The organism is Anaerococcus sp. Marseille-P9784 (genome assembly GCF_902500265.1).
GTDB lineage: Bacteria > Bacillota > Clostridia > Tissierellales > Peptoniphilaceae > Anaerococcus.
Genome location: NZ_CABVOZ010000001.1, coordinates 648,295 through 667,749 on the forward strand (window position 1 = coordinate 648,295; position 19,455 = coordinate 667,749).

15 protein-coding genes are annotated in these 19,455 nt (G+C 33.2%); 13 read left to right on the plus strand and 2 right to left on the minus strand.

From position 1 onward, the window contains the following. Positions 1 to 70: 70 nt before the first annotated feature. The 6 genes from pta to ftsH all read left to right on the plus strand — a co-directional run bounded on the left by pta (position 71) and on the right by ftsH (position 6,291). Complete coding sequence (gene pta, locus GAN53_RS03080) at positions 71 to 1,066, plus strand: phosphate acetyltransferase (protein WP_151409526.1); 996 nt, start codon at positions 71 to 73, stop codon at positions 1,064 to 1,066. 124 nt (positions 1,067 to 1,190) lie between these two features. Continuing rightward, the gene (locus GAN53_RS03085; RefSeq protein WP_225791804.1) at positions 1,191 to 2,525 is read left to right on the plus strand and encodes a DUF1538 domain-containing protein; all 1,335 of its coding nucleotides are present in this window, start codon (positions 1,191 to 1,193) and stop codon (positions 2,523 to 2,525) included. Next, positions 2,525 to 3,136 carry a transcriptional regulator gene (locus GAN53_RS09815; RefSeq protein WP_225791805.1) on the plus strand — a complete coding sequence of 204 codons (612 nt, stop codon included), beginning with the start codon at positions 2,525 to 2,527 and terminating at the stop codon, positions 3,134 to 3,136. Before GAN53_RS03085 ends, GAN53_RS09815 begins: the two co-directional genes overlap by 1 nt. Positions 3,137 to 3,368: 232 nt before the next feature. Next, entirely contained in the window at positions 3,369 to 3,671 is a 303-nt protein-coding gene (locus GAN53_RS03095) for a thioredoxin family protein (protein ID WP_151409528.1), read from the plus strand. 151 nt (positions 3,672 to 3,822) lie between these two features. Continuing rightward, on the plus strand, positions 3,823 to 4,293 hold the full coding sequence (locus GAN53_RS03100; protein WP_151409529.1) for a MarR family winged helix-turn-helix transcriptional regulator: 471 nt from the start codon (positions 3,823 to 3,825) through the stop codon (positions 4,291 to 4,293). Continuing rightward, a complete protein-coding gene (ftsH, locus tag GAN53_RS03105; protein WP_151409530.1) occupies positions 4,294 to 6,291 on the plus strand; it encodes an ATP-dependent zinc metalloprotease FtsH in 1,998 nt (665 codons plus the stop codon). Between the two features lie 522 nt (positions 6,292 to 6,813). Here the strand turns inward: ftsH and uraA are convergent. Further along, positions 6,814 to 8,079 (minus strand): uracil permease, encoded by a 1,266-nt coding sequence (gene uraA, locus GAN53_RS03110; RefSeq protein WP_151409531.1) that lies wholly within the window; start codon positions 8,077 to 8,079, stop codon positions 6,814 to 6,816. Positions 8,080 to 8,285: 206 nt separating this feature from the next. Here uraA and GAN53_RS03115 point away from each other — a divergent pair, with 206 nt between their 5' ends. The 6 genes from GAN53_RS03115 (at position 8,286) to GAN53_RS03140 (ending at position 16,000) form a co-directional block, all read left to right on the plus strand. Then, positions 8,286 to 8,708 carry a PTS sugar transporter subunit IIA gene (locus GAN53_RS03115; RefSeq protein WP_151409532.1) on the plus strand — a complete coding sequence of 141 codons (423 nt, stop codon included), beginning with the start codon at positions 8,286 to 8,288 and terminating at the stop codon, positions 8,706 to 8,708. Position 8,709: 1 nt separating this feature from the next. Beyond that, positions 8,710 to 9,027: a PTS fructose transporter subunit IIB gene (locus tag GAN53_RS03120; RefSeq protein WP_151409533.1), complete on the plus strand. Its 318-nt coding sequence runs from the start codon at positions 8,710 to 8,712 to the stop codon at positions 9,025 to 9,027. A gap of 9 nt (positions 9,028 to 9,036) precedes the next feature. Then, a complete protein-coding gene (locus GAN53_RS03125) occupies positions 9,037 to 10,266 on the plus strand; it encodes a PTS fructose transporter subunit IIC (RefSeq protein WP_151409534.1) in 1,230 nt (409 codons plus the stop codon). Continuing rightward, the gene (locus tag GAN53_RS03130; RefSeq protein ID WP_151409535.1) at positions 10,263 to 12,815 is read left to right on the plus strand and encodes a glycoside hydrolase family 38 C-terminal domain-containing protein; all 2,553 of its coding nucleotides are present in this window, start codon (positions 10,263 to 10,265) and stop codon (positions 12,813 to 12,815) included. The genes GAN53_RS03125 and GAN53_RS03130 overlap by 4 nt, the downstream gene beginning before the upstream one ends. Positions 12,816 to 12,824: 9 nt before the next feature. Continuing rightward, positions 12,825 to 14,411: a BglG family transcription antiterminator gene (locus tag GAN53_RS03135; protein WP_151409536.1), complete on the plus strand. Its 1,587-nt coding sequence runs from the start codon at positions 12,825 to 12,827 to the stop codon at positions 14,409 to 14,411. Between the two features lie 359 nt (positions 14,412 to 14,770). Continuing rightward, complete coding sequence (locus tag GAN53_RS03140) at positions 14,771 to 16,000, plus strand: dicarboxylate/amino acid:cation symporter (protein ID WP_151409537.1); 1,230 nt, start codon at positions 14,771 to 14,773, stop codon at positions 15,998 to 16,000. Between the two features lie 56 nt (positions 16,001 to 16,056). Here GAN53_RS03140 and GAN53_RS03145 read toward each other — a convergent pair whose 3' ends face one another. Beyond that, positions 16,057 to 17,484, minus strand: coding sequence for a radical SAM protein (locus tag GAN53_RS03145; RefSeq protein ID WP_151409538.1), 1,428 nt, complete (start codon positions 17,482 to 17,484; stop codon positions 16,057 to 16,059). Between the two features lie 300 nt (positions 17,485 to 17,784). On the opposite strand from GAN53_RS03145, the gene GAN53_RS03150 reads away from it, so the two are divergent. After that, positions 17,785 to 19,242, plus strand: a complete 1,458-nt coding sequence (locus tag GAN53_RS03150; RefSeq protein ID WP_151409539.1) for a hypothetical protein — start codon at positions 17,785 to 17,787, stop codon at positions 19,240 to 19,242. The last annotated feature ends 213 nt before the right edge of the window (positions 19,243 to 19,455 follow it).

Sequence of the window (19,455 nt, forward strand, 5' to 3'; positions counted from 1 at the left end):
CAATTGATTATAGATAGAGAAATTTTGGGTATAATAAAATTAGTGATTAAAAAGAAATTTAGGAGGACTTATGTCAAATTCAACAATTTTACAGATGGCAACTGATTCAATAAAAGGCAAAGACCTAAAAATTGTTTTCCCAGAAGGTAAAGATCCAAGAATCCTAGAAGCTGCTATTAGGCACAAAGAAGATGGATTGCTTACTCCAATAGTTCTTGGCGATAAGGGACTAATACAAAAAATTGCCGATGAAAACAACTTAAAACTTGGAGATTTACAAATAATTGATCCTAATTATGATGAGAATTTTAATCTTCTTGTAGAAAAATTTGTCGAAGCTAGAAAAGGCAAAGCTACAAAGATGGATGCTGAATATCTGCTAAAAAAAGATAACAACTACTACGGAGTTATGCTTGTAAAAGCAGGACTAGCAGATGGAATGGTATCTGGTGCTATTGGAACAACAGGAGATACCATTAGACCAGCCCTACAAATTATCAAAACCGTACCTGGAATTTCAAGAGTATCTGGAATCATGATAATGATTGGACCAAATGGAGAACAATATGTATTTGCTGATACAGCTATAAATATAACACTCGAATCTCAAGAAATGGCAGAAGTTGCAATTGAGACAGCCTATACAGCTAAGTCTTTTGGCATAGAACCAAAAGTAGCTCTTTTATCTTTTTCTACTAAAGGTTCTGCTCGCCATGATCTAGTAGATAAGGTTTCCAAGGCAACAAAAAAAGCACATGAAATTGATCCAAATGTGCCATTAGATGGAGAATTACAATTCGATGCTGCCCTAGATCCAATTACCGCAAAAAACAAAGCACCAAAATCTGAAGTAGCTGGTCATGCCAATGTATTTATTTTCCCAGACCTACAAGCAGGTAATATCGGTTATAAAATAGCTCAAAGATTAGGTGGTTATAAGGCTTTAGGTCCAATTCTTCAAGGCCTAAAATCCCCAGTAAACGACCTATCTCGTGGTTGCTCAGCAGAAGATGTATATGAAATTGCAATAATCACTGCTAGCCAAGCAATAAATACTGCTAATTAATATATAGTAAAAATATAGGATTTGTAAAGAGACGATCGGAAGATTGCCTCTTTATTTTTAAAAAAGGAGGCATAATATATTTGTTGAATATTTAAAAGATAACTCCAAAGCAGTATTACCTATTGTGACTTTAGTCCTAATCCTTAATATTTTTGTAAAAGTGGAAAGTTATCTACTTATCAAATTTATTTTGGGATCACTGGGAGTAATTATAGGACTTTCTATATTCTTATCAGGCATAGACCTATCTATTTCCAAAATCGGAACTATGATGGGAGACTTTTTAGCAAGATTTGACAAAATAAGCAAGGTACTAATATTCGGACTTTTTCTTGGATTTATAATATCAATGGCAGAACCAGATTTAATAATTCTTTCCAATGAAGTTTCACTAGCACTTTGTCTAAACTCCTGGTTAATAGTAGCAATTATTTCCGCAGGAGTAGGATTTATGATATCCCTTGGCCTTTATAGGATTTTTAAAGAAATTTCCATATCAAAACTTATGTGGATAGTTTATCTTATAATTTTTGGACTAATGGCTATTACAGATAATATTTCCCATGCCATAGCCTTTGATGCTTCGGGAGCAACAACAGGAGCTATGACAACGCCATTTATCATTGCCCTTGGACTTGGAGTTGCAAATCTTAAAGGAGAGCATGGAGAAGAAAACTCTTTTGGACTTGTAGGAATGGCCTCAGCAGGCCCCATACTTGCAGCTTTGTTGATGAGTCTTTTCACACAAATAGGACAAATAGAAATAGCAAGCCATGAAGAAGGCTCTATAATAATTTCTGGAATAATCAATGCAAGTCTTGCAATTTTGCCTCTTTCTTTGGTGTTTTTTACCATGAACCACAAATATTTCAAAATGGAAAAAGACGAGTTTAAAGAAATTCTTTTAGGACTTATCTATACTTATTTTGGACTTATTTTATTTTTGATATCCGTAGAAGCAGGTTTTATGGATCTTGCAAGAGTTTTTGGAGAGTCTCTGAGAGATTATAAAATTTTACCGCTGATAGGTTTCATCCTTGGCCTATTGGTCGTTTTGGCAGAACCAGCTGTTGCAGTTTTAGCAGAGCAAGTAGAAGATGTAACTGGAGGATCTATCCCAAAAAGAAACATCCTAAAAGCCCTTTCCATAGGAGTTGCCCTTGCAGTAATGCTTGCAGTAATAAGGATCAAAACAAATGCCTTTAGCCTATGGATGGTAATAGTTCCAGGATTTTTATTATCCCTAATTATTTCAAGAAAAGTTCCGCAACTATTTGTTGGCATTGCCTTTGATTCAGGAGGAGTTGCATCAGGACCGATGACAGCAACCTTTATCCTAGCCTTTTGCCAAGGAGTAGCAGGAAATGTGGCAGATGGATTTGGAGTAATATCCTTTGTCGCCATGATGCCGGTTCTAACGATAATGATAATGGGTTACCTTTATAAGGGGAGGAATTAATGAAAGAATTATTAAGAGTAATACTACCTAGAGGCAAGGGAAGCGACTTCATGAATTTGTTAGATAAAAATGGAGCAAGCTCCATAACTTGCTTTTATGGTTACGGATTAAGCAAGGGACATATAGAAAATATGCTCCACATCGATAAAATAAAAAAAGAAATAGTAATGGCTATATTAGATGAAAAAGATGCAAGGGTTTTACTAAGAGAATTAAACAAGGAAATCCAAAAGACTAACACGGCCATAGCCTTTACATCGCCCCTTGAATATAGAATTGAGGATGAGGTCAAAATGAATTTAGAATATGTAGCATTATATGTAATAGTAGATAGACACGAAGGTCAAAAAGCAGTGCAAATTGCCCAAGAAAACGGAGCTAGAGGTGCAAGCCTAGTACACGGACGAGGCTCAGCCAAAGAAGTAAAATCAATCCTATTTAATATGAACATAGAGGAAGAAAAAGATCTAGTAATAATGCTAGTAAAAACAGAACTAGCAGAGCAAATAAAAAATGCAATCTATGAACAAATGCAACTAAAAGATGAAAATAAGGGTATAATATATACGTTACCAGTAATAGAAGTTAGAGGACTTATCGAACAACAATAAAGCCCGTACGAAAACTCGTCTACTTAAAGTAGACTCTCCCGTGCTTCCGCACTAAGTTTTCGGGGCAAATATGCCAAGTCAAGGCATATTTGCCTGACTAGAGGAGGACCCTCCATGGAATGGTCGCAGGAGCGAAGCTCCGAGAAGAGCCTTTAGTTGGAAAATATATAATTTAAACGGACTAAAATTTTGCTTGATTTGTCCTAGAAAATAATCCAAAAAGGAGAAAAAAATGAAAGAATTAGATTCAAAAGAATTTATCGAAGAAATAGAAAATGGTAGTGGGCTATGCCTAGTAGATTTCAATGCATCTTGGTGCGGACCATGCAAAATGCAAAAACCAATCCTAGAAGAATTGGAAGATAAGTTTAATATATATGGACTAGATGTCGATAAAGCAAAAGATATAGCAAGTAAATACAATGTAAATGCAGTTCCATCACTTATGATATTTAAGGATGGTGTTTTAAAACAAACCTTGGTAGGATTTCAAGCAAAAGATGTACTTGAAGAAGCATTGAGCAAGTATTTATAGATATTTCATAAAAATTGTTATAAATTTTAAAACTTTAACATATTAAATACTATTTTTACAAGTCTTGTTTAAAAATAGTATTTTTTTATTGAAAAAATTATAATAATATGTAAAATACATATTATAGATTAGTTTTACACAAGGAGGAAATATGGCAAACGAACATATTGATTTTTTTGAATTTAACAATACTATTTTCTCAATGATTAGAGAGATTTCTCATAAGATTGATATTTTATTACAAGAAACTGCCCAAGAAATGGGCATAACAACCTTACAATTAAGGATGCTAATAACCCTATATTCAAGTGGCAAGGAAGTTTCCATAGGAAATTTAGGCAAATCCATTGGAGTTACAGGTGGCAATATTTCAAATATTTGCAAAAAATTGGAAAAATTAGGTTTTGTAAAAAGAGTTAGATCTGAAGAAGATGAGCGTGTAGTTAATGTAATGTTGACCAAAAACGGCGAAAAAGCAGCTATTAAAGTTGGTGATTACTTATACAAATTAAGAAATGAATTTGAAAATGATGAGGTAGATGTAAATTTACAAACTATTATAGATGAATTAAAATCTTTGGATCAACTACTTGATAATTTCATTTCAAGGAGCGGATTATAGATGGATAAGAAAAAGAATAAGGCCAATAAGCCCCTTCTTTATTATTGGCTGGTGGCGATAATACTTTTTGTTGTTATCCGCTATGCCCTAAGCCCAATAACAACTAAAGATCAGGCCAAAGAAGCATCTTACAGCGAATTTGTAACTATGATTGAAAATGATCAAGTTACCGAAGTGTTCAAAGATAAAACCAAATACACTTTCAAGGCCAAAGTTGATGGCAAGGAAAAAACTTTTGAAACTGGACTTTGGGAAGATACAGACCTTACAGAAAGATTATTGAAGGCCAAAAAAAGAAATGACAAGCTAACTTTTGGCAAAGAAATAGAAACGACCATGAACCCTTGGTTGACCCTATTTTTAACCTCAGTTTTGCCTTTGCTTTTCCTTTGGGGAATATTTGTTTTTGCCTCAAGATCCCTAACAAAAACTATGGGTGGCAGAGGTGGCCCAGACTTTATGAATTTTGGCAAATCCAACGCCAAAGTTTATGTGGAAAATAAAACAGGCAAAACTTTCAAAGACGTTGCAGGACAAGAAGAAGCTAAAGATTCCCTATACGAAATCGTAGATTTTCTTCATAATCCAAGCAAATACAAGGAAATTGGAGCCAAAGTTCCAAAGGGAGTTCTTTTAGTTGGTCCTCCAGGAACAGGTAAAACTTTATTGGCAAAGGCAGTTGCAGGCGAAGCCAGCGTTCCATTTTTTATAATTTCTGGTTCAGAATTTGTAGAAATGTTTGTAGGTCTTGGAGCAAGCAAGGTGCGTGATCTTTTCAAACAAGCCAAGGAAAAAGCTCCTTGTATAGTATTTATAGATGAAATTGATGCCATAGGCAAAAAACGTGACGTTTCAGGCTATTCAGGAAACGACGAACGTGAACAAACTTTAAACCAATTATTAAATGAAATGGATGGATTTGATGCCACAGAAGGAGTAGTTTTATTAGCTGCAACCAACAGACCAGAAATCCTAGATCCAGCCCTAACCCGTCCGGGTCGTTTTGACAGACGAGTTGAAGTTGAATTGCCAGATAAAAAAGGTCGTGAGGACATATTAAAAGTCCACGCCAAAAATATCAAACGTGAAGATAACATCGACTATGAAGAAATTGCAGCAAGAACAGCAGGAACAAGCGGTGCTGACCTTGCAAACATAGTAAATGAAGGTGCTTTGCGTGCAGTAAGAGAAGGCAGAAAAAAACTTACTCAAGAAGATCTTGAAGAATCAATTGAAGTTGTAATAGCAGGTCAACAAAAGAAAAATGCGGTTATTTCTGACGACCAAAAGAAGATAATCGCCTACCACGAAGTTGGCCATGCCCTAGTAGCAGCAATTCAAACCCATAAAACTCCAGTAACCAAAATTACAATCGTTCCAAGAACTGGTGGAGCTTTGGGCTATACAATGACTGTTGACAAAGACGAAAAATATATAATGACCAAAGAAGAACTCTTTGATGAAATATGTACCTTTGCTGGCGGTAGAAGTGCAGAAGAATTAGTATTTAACACCAAAACAACAGGCGCAAGTAACGATATAGAACGCGCCACAGCAATGGCAAGATCCATGGTAACAATATACGGAATGGACGAAGACTTTGACTTCATGCAACTTGAACAAATTCAAGGTAGATATTTAGGTGGAGAACGTGGACTAATTGTTTCAAGTGGAACAGGCAACAAAATTGACGAAAAAGTTCAAAAAATTATTTCAGCAGCCCACATGCGTGCAATTGAAATCCTAAAAGAAAATATGGACAAGCTCCACGAAATAGCAGATTATCTATTGCAAAAAGAAACCATAACAGGTGAAGAATTCATGGAAATCCTAAATAGGAAAAACACAAGTCAAACAAGTGAAAATGATATAAAAGAAAACACTGACGTAGACTTAAATGACCTAGAAAAAGAAGAAAAACCAAAAGAAGAATTCCCACCAATAAATAATCAAGAAGATATCAAAGAAGAAAATAACGAAGAAAACGAAGAAATATAAAAGAAAATCCTCCTAAGAATAGGAGGATTTTTTGTGGAGAAAAAGAGCCATTTTAATTTCCTGTATCTTCAACAGAACAAACTACACTAATGTGCTATACATAGTAGTATCAGTTAAAAAATTATATTAATCCCCCTGGCATCTTGAGCGGAGAACATCTTCAGATGTTCGAAGTCGAAAGATCTCATAAAAGACGGTAATCTTTTTATATTTAAGAAAATACTAAGAGATGTTTCAACTCACTCCGTTCGCTCAACATGCCAAGAATTCGCATTAAAATATGTGAAAACACTACCCAAAAAAGAATTTGCGGAGCAAACTTCTACTGCTCATTGCTCCCTGCAAGGGCGGGGGGTTAAAAAAGGTTTAGGGGGCTCGGGGGAAAGGAGCAAGGGGTCTCCGTAACCCCTAGCGCCTATCCCCCGAATTGGAACTCAAGAAGTAAAAACTATAGAATAATAAAAGGCACAAAAAAATCCCACTAAAAAAAGATCTCTAAAAGAGATCTTTTTCCCACAAATCTTACTCCAAATTTGACAAACCAGCTTTTTTGATTATATAAATTAGCAAGGAAAGTATGATAGCAACTACTGATGATAGAACCATTCCTTGTAGTTGGATGCTGCCAAATTTTATTGATAAGCCTGATAATCCTGCTATAAAAACTACTGATGTCAAAATTAAATTATCTGATTTTGAATAATCGACTTTTTGATCGACCAAAAGTCTGATTCCGCTTGAACCGATCATTCCATAAAGTAAGAATGTAACTCCGCCAATTACATTTCCTGGAATGGTAGAAATCAAGGCTGAAAGTGGTCCGATAAAGGCCATTAGAATTGAAATAACAGCTGCAGCGCCAATAACTTTTACTGAATAAACACCAGTTATTGCCATAACTCCAATGTTTTCTCCATAAGTTGTAGTTGGAACGCCACCGATAAGACCTGATAAGGCAGTAGAGAAGTTATCTGCGAAAATTGATCTGTGAAGACCAGGTTCTTTTATTAAGTCATTGCCGACAATGTTACTTGTAACAACTTGGTGGCTGATATGCTCAGATGTGATAACCAATAAGACTGGCAGCATGGCAAAAATTGCATCAGATGAAAATTTAGCCATTTGAAAATGTGGAAGGGTAAAAAAGTTTGCTTCTCTAACAGGGGTGAAGTCAACTTGACCAGAAAAATAAGCGACAATATAGCCGACAATAATAGCAATAAGGATAGGAATAGTTGAGAAAAATCCCTTAAACATAATAGACCCTAAAATCGCAGTCATCAAAGTTACAATAAAAACCAACCAGTCTGTTGAGCTAACAGTATCAGTCATAATATTTGCCCCAATAGCTCCGCCAGAAATTGTATTAGAAGCAAGCTCAAATCCAATCAAAGCAACAACTGCCCCCATAGCAGCAGGTGGTAAAACAATATCAATCCAATCAGTGCCAAATTTATAAATAATATATGCCAAAAGACATCCTAAAAGTCCCACAACAACAAAAGCTCCCTGAGCGTACTCAAACCCTTGAGATTTGATAATGGCAAGTCCTGGTGCAAGAAAAGCAAAACTAGAACCCAAATAAGCTGGAGCCTTAGCCTTAGTTACAAAAATAAAAAGTAAAGTACCAATTCCATTCATCAAAAGCACAATGCCAGGATCTATGCCAAATAAAATTGGAACCAAAACAGATGCTCCAAACATGGCAAAAGTGTGTTGCAAGCCCAAAGGCAAAAGCAAGGACTTTGGAATATCATCGCCAACATTGTAAATTTTCTTCTTTTCCATTAATTCCTCCTTAATTTATCTCAAATCTTCAATATTTTATAAAAAAAATTTCCATTTGTCAAATCTTTTTGAAATTACAAGCAAATAAATGCAAATATAAAAATCGATGTTTGTCTAATTATTTCAAAACTTGCACAAAGTTTTGCAAAAATAAAAAATTATATAATCAGATAAAGTGTTATAATGATAAAAAGGAGGCGGTTACAATGCATAAGGAAAACGTTATTACTGATCTTAATTTAACTAGCAAAGATCAGGTTTTTGATTTTTTATCTCAAAAAGCAAAAGAGCTTAATATTGCATCAGATAGTGAAAAAATCAAAAATGACCTCTTAGAAAGAGAAAAGATAATGTCAACAGCCCTTATTGAACCTTTGGCTATTCCCCACGCCAAAAGCTCTTATGTTAACAAAAATACCATCATTTTTCTAAGGCTTAAGCAAAAGATAGATTGGGAAGGTGTAGATGTAAAAATTGTAATTGGTATTTTTTCAAAATCAGAGGGTGGAGAACACATCGAAACTTTGGCAAACTTATCTAGGAAATTAGTAGATAAAGAATTTATCAAATTTCTAGAAACTGGAAATAGAGATGAAATTTATGAGAAATTAAAGGATATAGGAGAATAATATGAAAAAATTTGTTGGTTTATGTGCTTGCACCATGGGTCTTGCCCACACTTTTATGGCAGCCGAATCTATGGAAGCTGAAGCAAAAAAAAGAGGATACGAAACAAAAGTTGAAACTCAAGGTTCAGATGGAATAAAAAACGAATTAACAAGCGAAGATATAGCAAATGCTGATATTATTTTATTATCAACAGCTATTACTCCACAAAATATGGATAGGTTTGAGGGCTACGAGATTTACGAAGTTCCATTATCTGAAGCTATAAAAGATATAAAAACTGTTTTTGATGATATAGAAGAGGACTTAGGTATAAAATAGGAGGGAAAAATGCCAGTAACTAAAAGAAAAGTTGGAAGTTCAGACACTTCTACCAAGAAAACATCAATTTCAAATAAAACATCTAATTCAAAATTTAGCGAATTTCAAAAACATTTGATGACAGGAATTTCCTACATGATTCCAGTTTTGATCATGGGTGGACTTTTGGGAGCTATTTCTCAACTTATTCCATATATGTTTATGAAAATCGATCCATCAATGTCAATAGTCGATGCCATCAATAGTGGATCATATCAAGGAAGTTCTGAAGGATTGCTAAAATTTGCCTATATTTTACAAAACTTCGGTTTTAAATTATTCGGCTTTGCAATTCCGATTTTTGCAGCCTTTACAGCCCAATCCATAGGTGGAAAAACTGCCCTTATATGCGGTTTTATCGGTGGTGTAGTTGCAAATAATCCTATCGAAACTCTAAATATAGTTGATGGAGCCTATGCACCAGTTGCTCCTGCTCCTTCTGGATTTTTTGGTGGCTTGTTAATTGCTTTTATGATTGGATATTTTGTTAAATTTTTAAATGAAAAAATAAAAGTTAGCCACAATTGGATGGCCTTTAAGACAACATTTTTAATCCCTTTGGTATCAGTATTAGTTACCATGCTATTAATGATTTATGTAATCACACCTATAGGTGCAGGCTTAAACGAAGCTGTTAAAAACTTACTAACAAGCGCAGGCAAATCTGGTGGAATTGTATATGCAATTTTACTTTCTCTAACAACAGCCTTTGACCTTGGTGGTGCTGTTAATAAAGCAGCAGGCTTTGTAGCAACAGGACTTGCAGTAGATAAGATTATGCCTCTTACAGCTAGAGTAATTGCAATTGTAACTCCATCAATAGGTCTTGGTCTATCTGCTTTACTAGATAAATATATATTTAAAAGAAGAGTTTATGATAAACAACTACGAGAAGCTGCAAAAACTTCAATATTTTTGGCTTTCATGGGCATAAGTGAGGGAGCAATTCCTTTTGCACTTGAAAATCCAGCATTTACAGTTCCTCTTTATATGATAGGATCACTAATTGGAGCTTTGTTTGCAGTAGTTCTTGGAGCAGTTCAATGGTTCCCTGAATCTGCAATTTGGGCTTGGCCATTAGTTGAAAATCTTTTAGCTTACGTTGGAGGAATTTTAGTTGGCGCAGCTTTCATTGCTATAGTAAATATCCTTTACAGAAATAATCAAATCAAAAAAGGTAAATTGGTGGTTGAAGAATGAGCGATATCAAAGTAATTGCTCATACTCACTGGGATAAGGAATGGTATTTTACAGATCATAGGTCTTTGATATATTCCTTAGCCGATTTTGACGAAATAATTGATTATCTATCAGAAAATGACGACATAAGATCTTTTCTCTTAGATGGTCAAACATCGATTATTGAAGATTATTTACAATTTAGACCAGAAAAAAAAGAAAAAATTATAAAATTAATAAAAGATAAAAGGCTAATCACAGGTCCTTGGTACACCCAATCCGATACACTTGTAATCGGCGGTGAAAATTTGCTAAGAAACCTACTAATTGGCATGAGAGATTCAAAAAGCTTGGGAGGATATCAAAGTATAGGCTATCTTCCCGATAGCTTTGGCATGAGCGAGCAATTGCCTTTAATTTATTCGCAAATGGGACTAAAGTATGCTTTCTTTAGACGTGGCATTGCAGATCATCTTATCAAAAAAAGGGAATTTAATTGGATAAGCCCTAGCGGAGAAGAAATAAAAACCTTTAACCTCTACCACTACGGAATTATGGCTTATCCCCCAAATGAAGATGATGGTTCTTACATTGATTCTTTAGTAGAAAAACTTGAAAAATTTGGTAATTCCAAGCCATACATTTTATTTAACGGCGAAGATCAAAAGCCTATTAGGAAAAATTTGCCAGAAATAATTAAAAATTCCTCACACCATATAGAAATATCAACTCTTGAAGATGCTTTAGATGAGGTTTTTTCAAACATTAAAGATCTAGAAAATTACAAGGGAGAATTTACTTTTGGTCAATTTTCAAGAACTCACAAGAGCATATTTTCAACCAGAGCAGATCTAAAATTTAAGCACAATAATTTAGAAAGATTCTTAGCGGAAGTTATTGAACCTCTAAGTTCTATTGGCTATAAATTGGGCATAAGATATGAGAAAGAATTGATAGAAAAATGCTACAAACTTTTGCTATTAAATTCTGCCCACGATTCCATAGGTATGTGCAATTCTGATAAGACAAATTATTTTATCGAAAATAGGTACGATACAGCCTTTGACTTATCCGACAATTTAAGAGATTTGCTAATGAGAAAAATTGGCGATGGAATTGATTCAAAGAATTTTTCCTTCCAAATTTACAATACTCTTGCAAATAGGAGAAATGCCTATGTTTCATGTGAAATACGCCTTCCATATGAAAACTTTATAATCAAAAGAGCTGGCAAAGAAATAGCTTATGATATAATTTCAAAAAAAGAAGATCCGACGATTTTAGCCAAATCCATTAAAGAAATTGGCGTAAATAACGAAAGTCAAAGCTCTTTACTAAAATACGACAAGATTTATAAAGTAGAGCTAATCCTCCAGGATGAAATCCTTCCAATGGGCTACCAAAGCTATGAAGTGGTTGAAACTAGCGAAAAATCTAAAGAGCCTAAGATTAGCAAGGATGATTTTATAGAAAATGACTATTACAAGATTTCTGTTGACGAAAAGGGTCAAATTCTTGTAAAAGGCGATAGCAATATCAATAAAATTTATTTTGAAGATAATGGCGATGAGGGTGATAGCTACGACTATTCAAGCCCAAACTCTGATCTTAAGATTTCAGAAGGTCAAGTTTCAAATCTAAAAGTCATTAAGGGAAATTTATTCCAAAAACTTTCCTATGATTTGACAAGAAAAATTCCAAAAGATTTGAAAAATAGAGATCAAAAAATCTCAGATACAAAGCTTCAAACAAAAGTGAGCCTTGTTTTATATAAAAATAAAAAGTATATAGAAATAACTTATAAAACTTTAAATAATGCGATTGAGCATAGGGATAGGCTTATAGTTGATAGCAAAATCAAAACCGCTAAATCAATTGCTGACCAACAATTTGGAACGATTTTAAGAGATATAGACTACGAGAAATTTGACACTTGGAAAGAAGATGGCTGGGATGAAAAGCCAAGAGGAATTGAACCTATGATTTCTTTTGCAGCTTTGGATAGTCCAAAAACCGTCTATGCAATAACAAATGGCGTAAGAGAATACGAAATTTTAGATAAAAATAAAATTGCCCTTACTCTCTTTAGATCTATCCCTTATTTAGGCAAAGCCGACTTAAATGATAGACCAGGTAGAGCTTCTGGAGTGTTTGAGGTTCAAATGGGTCATGCCTTATTAAATAAGGAGCTTACTTCAACCGTTTATGTAGGCGATATGGAAAATGACTTTTTTGCCATCCACCAAATCTCCAAAGAACTTCTAACAAAGCCTATAGCCTATCAAGCTGGGGAAATTTACGATAATACTGATTATTTTGTTCTTAGCAAAAATCAAACTTATCCAGAATCTTACTCCTTATTAGAAGTCAAAAATGCAATTTTCTCGACCTTAAAGCTTTGCCAATATGATGATAAGCTAATATTAAGATTATATAATCCTTATAGGGATAGAGATATTGATTTTTCTCTTTCACATAAGGATGTTGAATATTTAAAAGCTGATGAAATAACAAAAGATGATGGCGATTTTATAAAAGCCTGTGCAATAAAGACAATAAAACTTTTATGAGGTGATAAAATGAACAAGCTAGACCAAGAATTATTAGAAATATTAATAAATGAAAAGTCCTATCTTTCAAGCGATGACTTATCAGAAAGGCTAGCTTGTTCAAAAAGAACCATTTACAATTCTCTGGATAGGATTAAAGAATACTTAGAAAATAATAAAATTGCCTACAAATTGGATAAAATTTATGGCAAAGGCATATTTTTAGAAGTAAATGCTTCTGATATAAAGATAGAAAATATAGATTTTGACATAATCACAGATATTTTAAGTAAAAAAAATCTCACTGTGAGAGATTTGATGGAAAATTACTATCTAAGCTACAACAAATTATCCCATATGCTTGAACAGATAAATGCGGATATGGCTTTATATAATATTTGCATAGAAACAAAACAAAATTCAGGCATAGAGTTAATCGGCAAAGAAAAAGACATCAATTTATACAAAAGAGATTTGCTGTTAGAAATTGACGATAAAACTTATTATCTGGAAAAAATCTACGGAAAAACATCGATAAACCAAGTCCAAAGACTTGCAAATTTGATAATTAGTGACCTAAAACTTGATAAAAAAATCAATGAAATTTTATTAATTCACCTTAGCTACCTAAAAAATTTGGACAAATTTGATGAAAATTTTTCAAAACAAAATCAAAAATCCTTCTATTTTTCCTATGCAAAAAAAACTCAGGAAATTTGTAGAGAATTTAATTTAGACGATGAAAAACTTGTAATTTATTTCATAAAAGTCTACGAAAGAATAAATCTTAAAGACTATCTTCTCATAAGAGATTTTGCAAAAACAAAAGCCATAGAGCTTATAGCAGCCCTAAAAGACCACTTTGAAAAAATAGGAGATCCAATTTTTGACATAGACGAGGAAAAGATCACAAGTCTTAAAAAACACCTTGAAGAAAGTTTTATAAGACTTTCAAATGATGAAAAGATCAACAATCCTCTCTATGAATCCATAAAAAAGAATTATCCCTACTATTACAACGAAGTAATTTATATTACAGATAAATTTAACCAGCAAAACCAAATAAAAATCCCCAAAGAGGAAGTAGCTTACATTGTAATTTATATCATAACCATTGAAAAAACCATAGACAAGAAGCTAAAAGGCGTTATAGTTTGTAATTATGGTGTTGGAATTTCTTGGTATATCCAGGCCATCTTGGAAGAAAATATTAAATGGATCAAATTTAATAAGCCAATAAATATCAGCCAATTCTATAATGAAAATTACGATGATTACATTGTTTTTTCAACCCTTGACCTAGTGGACAGAGATTATATCAAAATCCCTGAAACTTTAAGCGAGATAGATTTTGAAAAAATCACCAATCAAATAAATAAAGCTGACTATATCAACTTATTTGATGAAAACTTATTTTTCATAGAAGATAATTTGCCGAGCAAAAAATCTGTAATAAACTTTTTGGCAGATAAATTGGAAGAACTTTTATATACAACAAAAGAGTATAGGCAAAGTATTCTCTATAGAGAGCTAATAGCAACTACAGAAATTGGCAATGGGATAGTTCTCCTCCATGGAGATCCAGCTTATATAAAAAAATCCTCATTTCATTTTTAAGGCTTAAAAGAGAAATTTTTTGGCAAGAAGAAAATGTGGATATTGTTATTTTGCTAGCAGTTAAGCCTAGTGAATATGAAAAATATAACATAAAGGACTTTTTTTCAAAACTTCACGAGATCAACAAAAATCTCTTTAAAAAAATCAATAATCTGGAAGAATTAAGGGAATTATTCCTGTAAAAATATGTAAAATTTAGATAATTATTTATCAAAGCTAATATTTTTCATAAATTTCGCTATAATTTTTGAAAAAACTTCAAAAATTATGGTTTTTTAGTAGTTTATCTATAAAAAAAGGTTTTCTTTTTTTGGATTTTGGAATATTATATATATAATAAGAAAAAAAAGGAGGATCTTATGACAGAAACAAAGGCAACAAAAAAATCAAACTTAACTCGCAATATTTTTATTGCTCTTATTTTGGCGATAGTTTTAGGTTTGCTTTTTCAAAGTCAATCAGAATTTTTAGGAACTTATATTAAACCTTTCGGAGATATTTTTCTTAACCTAATCAAATTCATAGTTACCCCTATTGTATTTTTCTCAATTATAGGTGGTATCGTATCTATGAAAGATATCAAGAAGGTTGGAGAAGTTGGAATATTCACAATAATTTATTATTTCCTAACTACAGCTTGTGCTATAGTAATTGGTTTAATATTTGCTAACGTATTTAAAGGATTTTTCCCAGTTATTGCTACAACAGACCTAGAGTTTGAAGTACAAAATCAAGTTTCATTTATGGATACAATAGTAAATATTTTCCCTAAAAACTTCCTAACTCCAATGGTTGAGGCTAATATGCTTCAAATAATCGTTGCGGCTATTATAGTTGGTTTTTCAATTCTTTTAATTGTAAAAGAACACCAAGATAAGGCTATTGCTGGAATTGAAGTTTTAAACTCTATATTTATGAAGGCAATGGAGCTTATTATTAAACTTTCACCTATCGGTGTATTTTGCTTACTAGTTCCAGTTATTGCAGCAAATGGTCCAAAAATCATAGGATCTTTGGCTTCAGTTTTACTAGTTGCATATCTTGCTTACATAGTTCACGCAGGCGTTGTTTATTCAACTACTGTAAAAACAATGGCTCATATGAGTCCTGCAAAATTTTTCAAAGGCATGGCTCCAGCAATGATGTTTGCATTTTCATCAGCATCTTCTGTAGGAACACTACCAATTAATATGAAATGCTGTGAAGAATTAGGAGCAGATCCTGACGTAACAAGTTTCGTATTGCCTCTTGGCGCTACAATCAATATGGACGGTACTGCTATTTATCAAGGAGTTTGTGCAATATTTATAGCTTCTTGCTATGGAATTGATTTAAGCCTTGGACAAATGATGACAATAGTATTAACTGCAACTCTTGCATCTGTCGGAACAGCTGGTGTACCAGGATCTGGTATGATAATGCTTGCTATGGTACTTCAATCAGTAGGACTTCCTGTCGAAGGTATAGCTCTTGTAGCTGGTATCGATAGAATCTTTGATATGGGTAGAACAACTCTTAATATCACAGGCGATGCAACTGCATCTTTGATTAATACTTATAGACTAAGACAAAAAGGCAAAATTGCCTAAGAAATAAAAAATTTTTAGAAATTAAAAAGCTACTAGATTTTACCTAGTAGCTTTTATTATGCTTTAATATTTTCTTTCTCTGCTTCTTTTAGCTTTTCTTTTTCCAAAAGTCTTTCTTGCCAAAGTTTGTCGGCTTCTTTGTTCCATTCTTTCGCATAAGGCCTACATTTTGCTTCCAAATCCTCTACATTTTCTGGTGAGATTAAGTCTGTCGATTTGGCATTGCTTTCTTTTACCATTTTTGTAAGCTTGCCTGCATTTTCAAGCATTGGACAAGGCTTTAGCATATTGTCATTAAATGGTTGATTTCTATGATAAGCCATAAATAAAGGACTTTGCAAAGCTTCAAGTATGGTTTTTTCTCTGATATTTGAATCAGAATAGTGGATGAATACGCAAGGTTCCATGTCGCCTTGAGAATTTATGTGGAAATAATTCTTTCCTCCAGCTATGCAACCTCTGATATATTCACCATCATTTTGAAAGTCTATGGTGTAAATATTGTGTGGTGAGCTACTAGATCTTATTTCTCTAACTCTTTTATAAACATATTCTCTTTGGCTAGGATTTGGTAAAAGGCTTACGTCAGCGTCGTTTCCCACTGGCATATAATGGAAGAACCAAGCGATTTTGCAACCCTTATCTACCATTTTTTCCATAAATTCATCGCTTGTTACTTGCTTGTAGTTAGCTGAAGTATAGCAAACAGAGATTCCATACAAAAGTTTGTTTTCTTTCATCAAGCTAAGGGCATCCATAACTTTTTGATAAACACCATCTCCCCTTCTAGCATCGGTGGATTCTTCGCTTCCTTCGATACTTAGGGCAAAAGAGATATTTCCTACTCTCCTAACTTCCTTACAAAATTCTTCATCGATCAAAGTTCCGTTGGTAAAAATATGAAAGGCTGAATCGTTAAATTCTTCGGCTAATTTTATAATATCATCTTTTCTAACTAGTGGCTCACCGCCTGTCATAATGAAAAAGTAAGAACCCAAGTCGTTGGCTTGTCTTACAATGCTTGCCATTTCATCATAGGTAAGATTATTTTTATAACCATATTCAGCTGCCCAACAACCCAAACATTTCAAGTTACAAGCGGAAGTTGGGTCAAAAAGAATTGTCCAAGGAATATTGCAATCGTATTCTTCTTGCAACTTATTTCTAATTGCATTGCCCCTATAAAAAGCATTGTAGCCAACAGTAACTGCAAATTGATTTAAGATATGACTATCAACATCATTAACCATATCCTCGGCAAAAGATGCCCATTTTGAATTTGGATTAGCAAATTCATTTCTAATTTTGCCAATAGCCATTTTTGCACTATTTTCCTTGCTGGATTTTGGCATTAGAAATTTATCAATAAGTGCAGTTATCTCCTCCATCCCCTTAACAGGATCTTTTTTTATAGCTTTAAAAGAAAGGTCACATGCTTTGGAAAATAGAGCCTTAGAAGCTTTTTCTTTTAATGTAAATTCCATAATATACCTCTTTCTTAAATAATATATCTAACTAACTTATAAATTAAAATCTATTAGCTAGTAAATTTTACACAATATAATGAATTTAATAAAAATATCTCCATTATATAGTTTTATTTATAAGCATTGTATGCATACTTGCTCATAAGTTCAAGCTTTATCCTTAGACAATTTAAGACTTTTGACTAATAATCTTAGATAATTACACTTAAAATTTAAGATTTTAAAATATTTTATAAATAAACTATAAATATTTTATAAAAAACTATAATTGGGTACAAATCATAAAAGGAGCAAATTATGATACTAGATAATACAACTACATATGAAAATATAAGCACAAAAGATCTTAAAGAAAGACTTGCAAGAATAAGTAGAGTCTGCCAAAACCTTGAAATTCCAGTTCTTGTAATGGTAGATGGCTTTGAATCATCTGGCAAGGGCTATGTAATAAACACCCTAACAGAAGAATTAAATCCCAAATATTTTGACGTAGAAGTCTTTGAAACCAACGAAGAATACGATAGCAAATTTCCTTTTACCAAAAGATTTTTTGAGCATGCACCAAGAAAAGGTCACATGCAATTTTTTGACAGATCCTTTTACTACAAGCTTTTCGATAATCTCAAAGTAGATGAAAAAAATCTTGATGAAGAAATCAATTCCCTTGAAAATATGGAAAAAGCTCTCTACGACGATCAGACCATAATCATCAAAATCTTCCTAAATGTAAGCGAAGATGAGCAAAAAGACCGCATAAAAAAACTTGAAAAATCCAACGAAAAAAGTTTTTACCTATCTGCCAACGACAAAAACCAAAACAAAAATTACAAGGCCTACCAAAAGCATATGGCAAATATCCTAGAAAAAACAAACTTTCCTTTTTCTCCTTGGATAATAATCGATAGCGATGACCTAAAAGAAGCTTCAAAAACAGCAGTATTTCAAATGCTAGAAGCTTTAACCATAGGAATTGAAAGAGTATCTACCCAAAGAATCAACAGCCAAAACACTAAAAGATCCTATAACAAAGATGTAAAAATCATAGAAAATATCGACCTTGAAAAAACAATTGACGATGAAGAATACAAAGAAAAGAAAAAAACTCTCCAAGAAGAGATAAGAAAAGTTCTCTTTGAATTTTACAAAAAAGACATATCGACAGTTTTAGTCTTTGAAGGAGTCGACGCTGCCGGCAAAGATGGGGCAATATCAAGGCTTATAAAAAAAGTTGACCCAAGACTTTACACTGTCCATGCAATTTCTGCTCCATCCAAGGAAGAATTAGACAGAAATTACCTATGGAGATTTTACGCCTTATTGCCAAAAGATGGCTATATGGGAATATTTTCAAGAAGCTGGTATGGCAGAGTCATGGTAGAAAGAGTAGAAGGTTTTGCCAAAACTAACGAGTGGGACAGAGCCTATGGAGAAATTCTTGACATGGAAAAAAACATCTACAACCATGGCAGTCTAATACTAAAATTTTTCGTAGTAATCGACAAAGACGAGCAATACAAGCGTTTTAAGGATCGTGAGAAAAACCCAGACAAAAACTACAAACTAACCGATGAAGACTGGAGAAATCGCGACAAATGGGATGCCTACATCAAAGCCATGAATGAAATGCTAGATAGGACCAATGCCGATTACGCTCCATGGATAATAATAGAAGGCAACGATAAGAAATACGCCAGAATTAAAGTAATGGAAGAATTTCTAAAATATGCCAAAAAACATTTGGAAAATGAAAAATAATATAAAATATACACAAGTTTTGGAGAAATTATTCAAACTTGTGTTTTTTTATTTGAATAGTTAAAAGTAAAACTCCTCCATAGATTTATCTTTTTTTTCAAGAAAATTTATATATATTCAAGGCAAATTTAGGATAATTGACCAAAAAAATCTAAAAATATATAAAATAATTAGGTCAATATAGAAAACTTTTGCTCTAAAAGATTTTAGCTA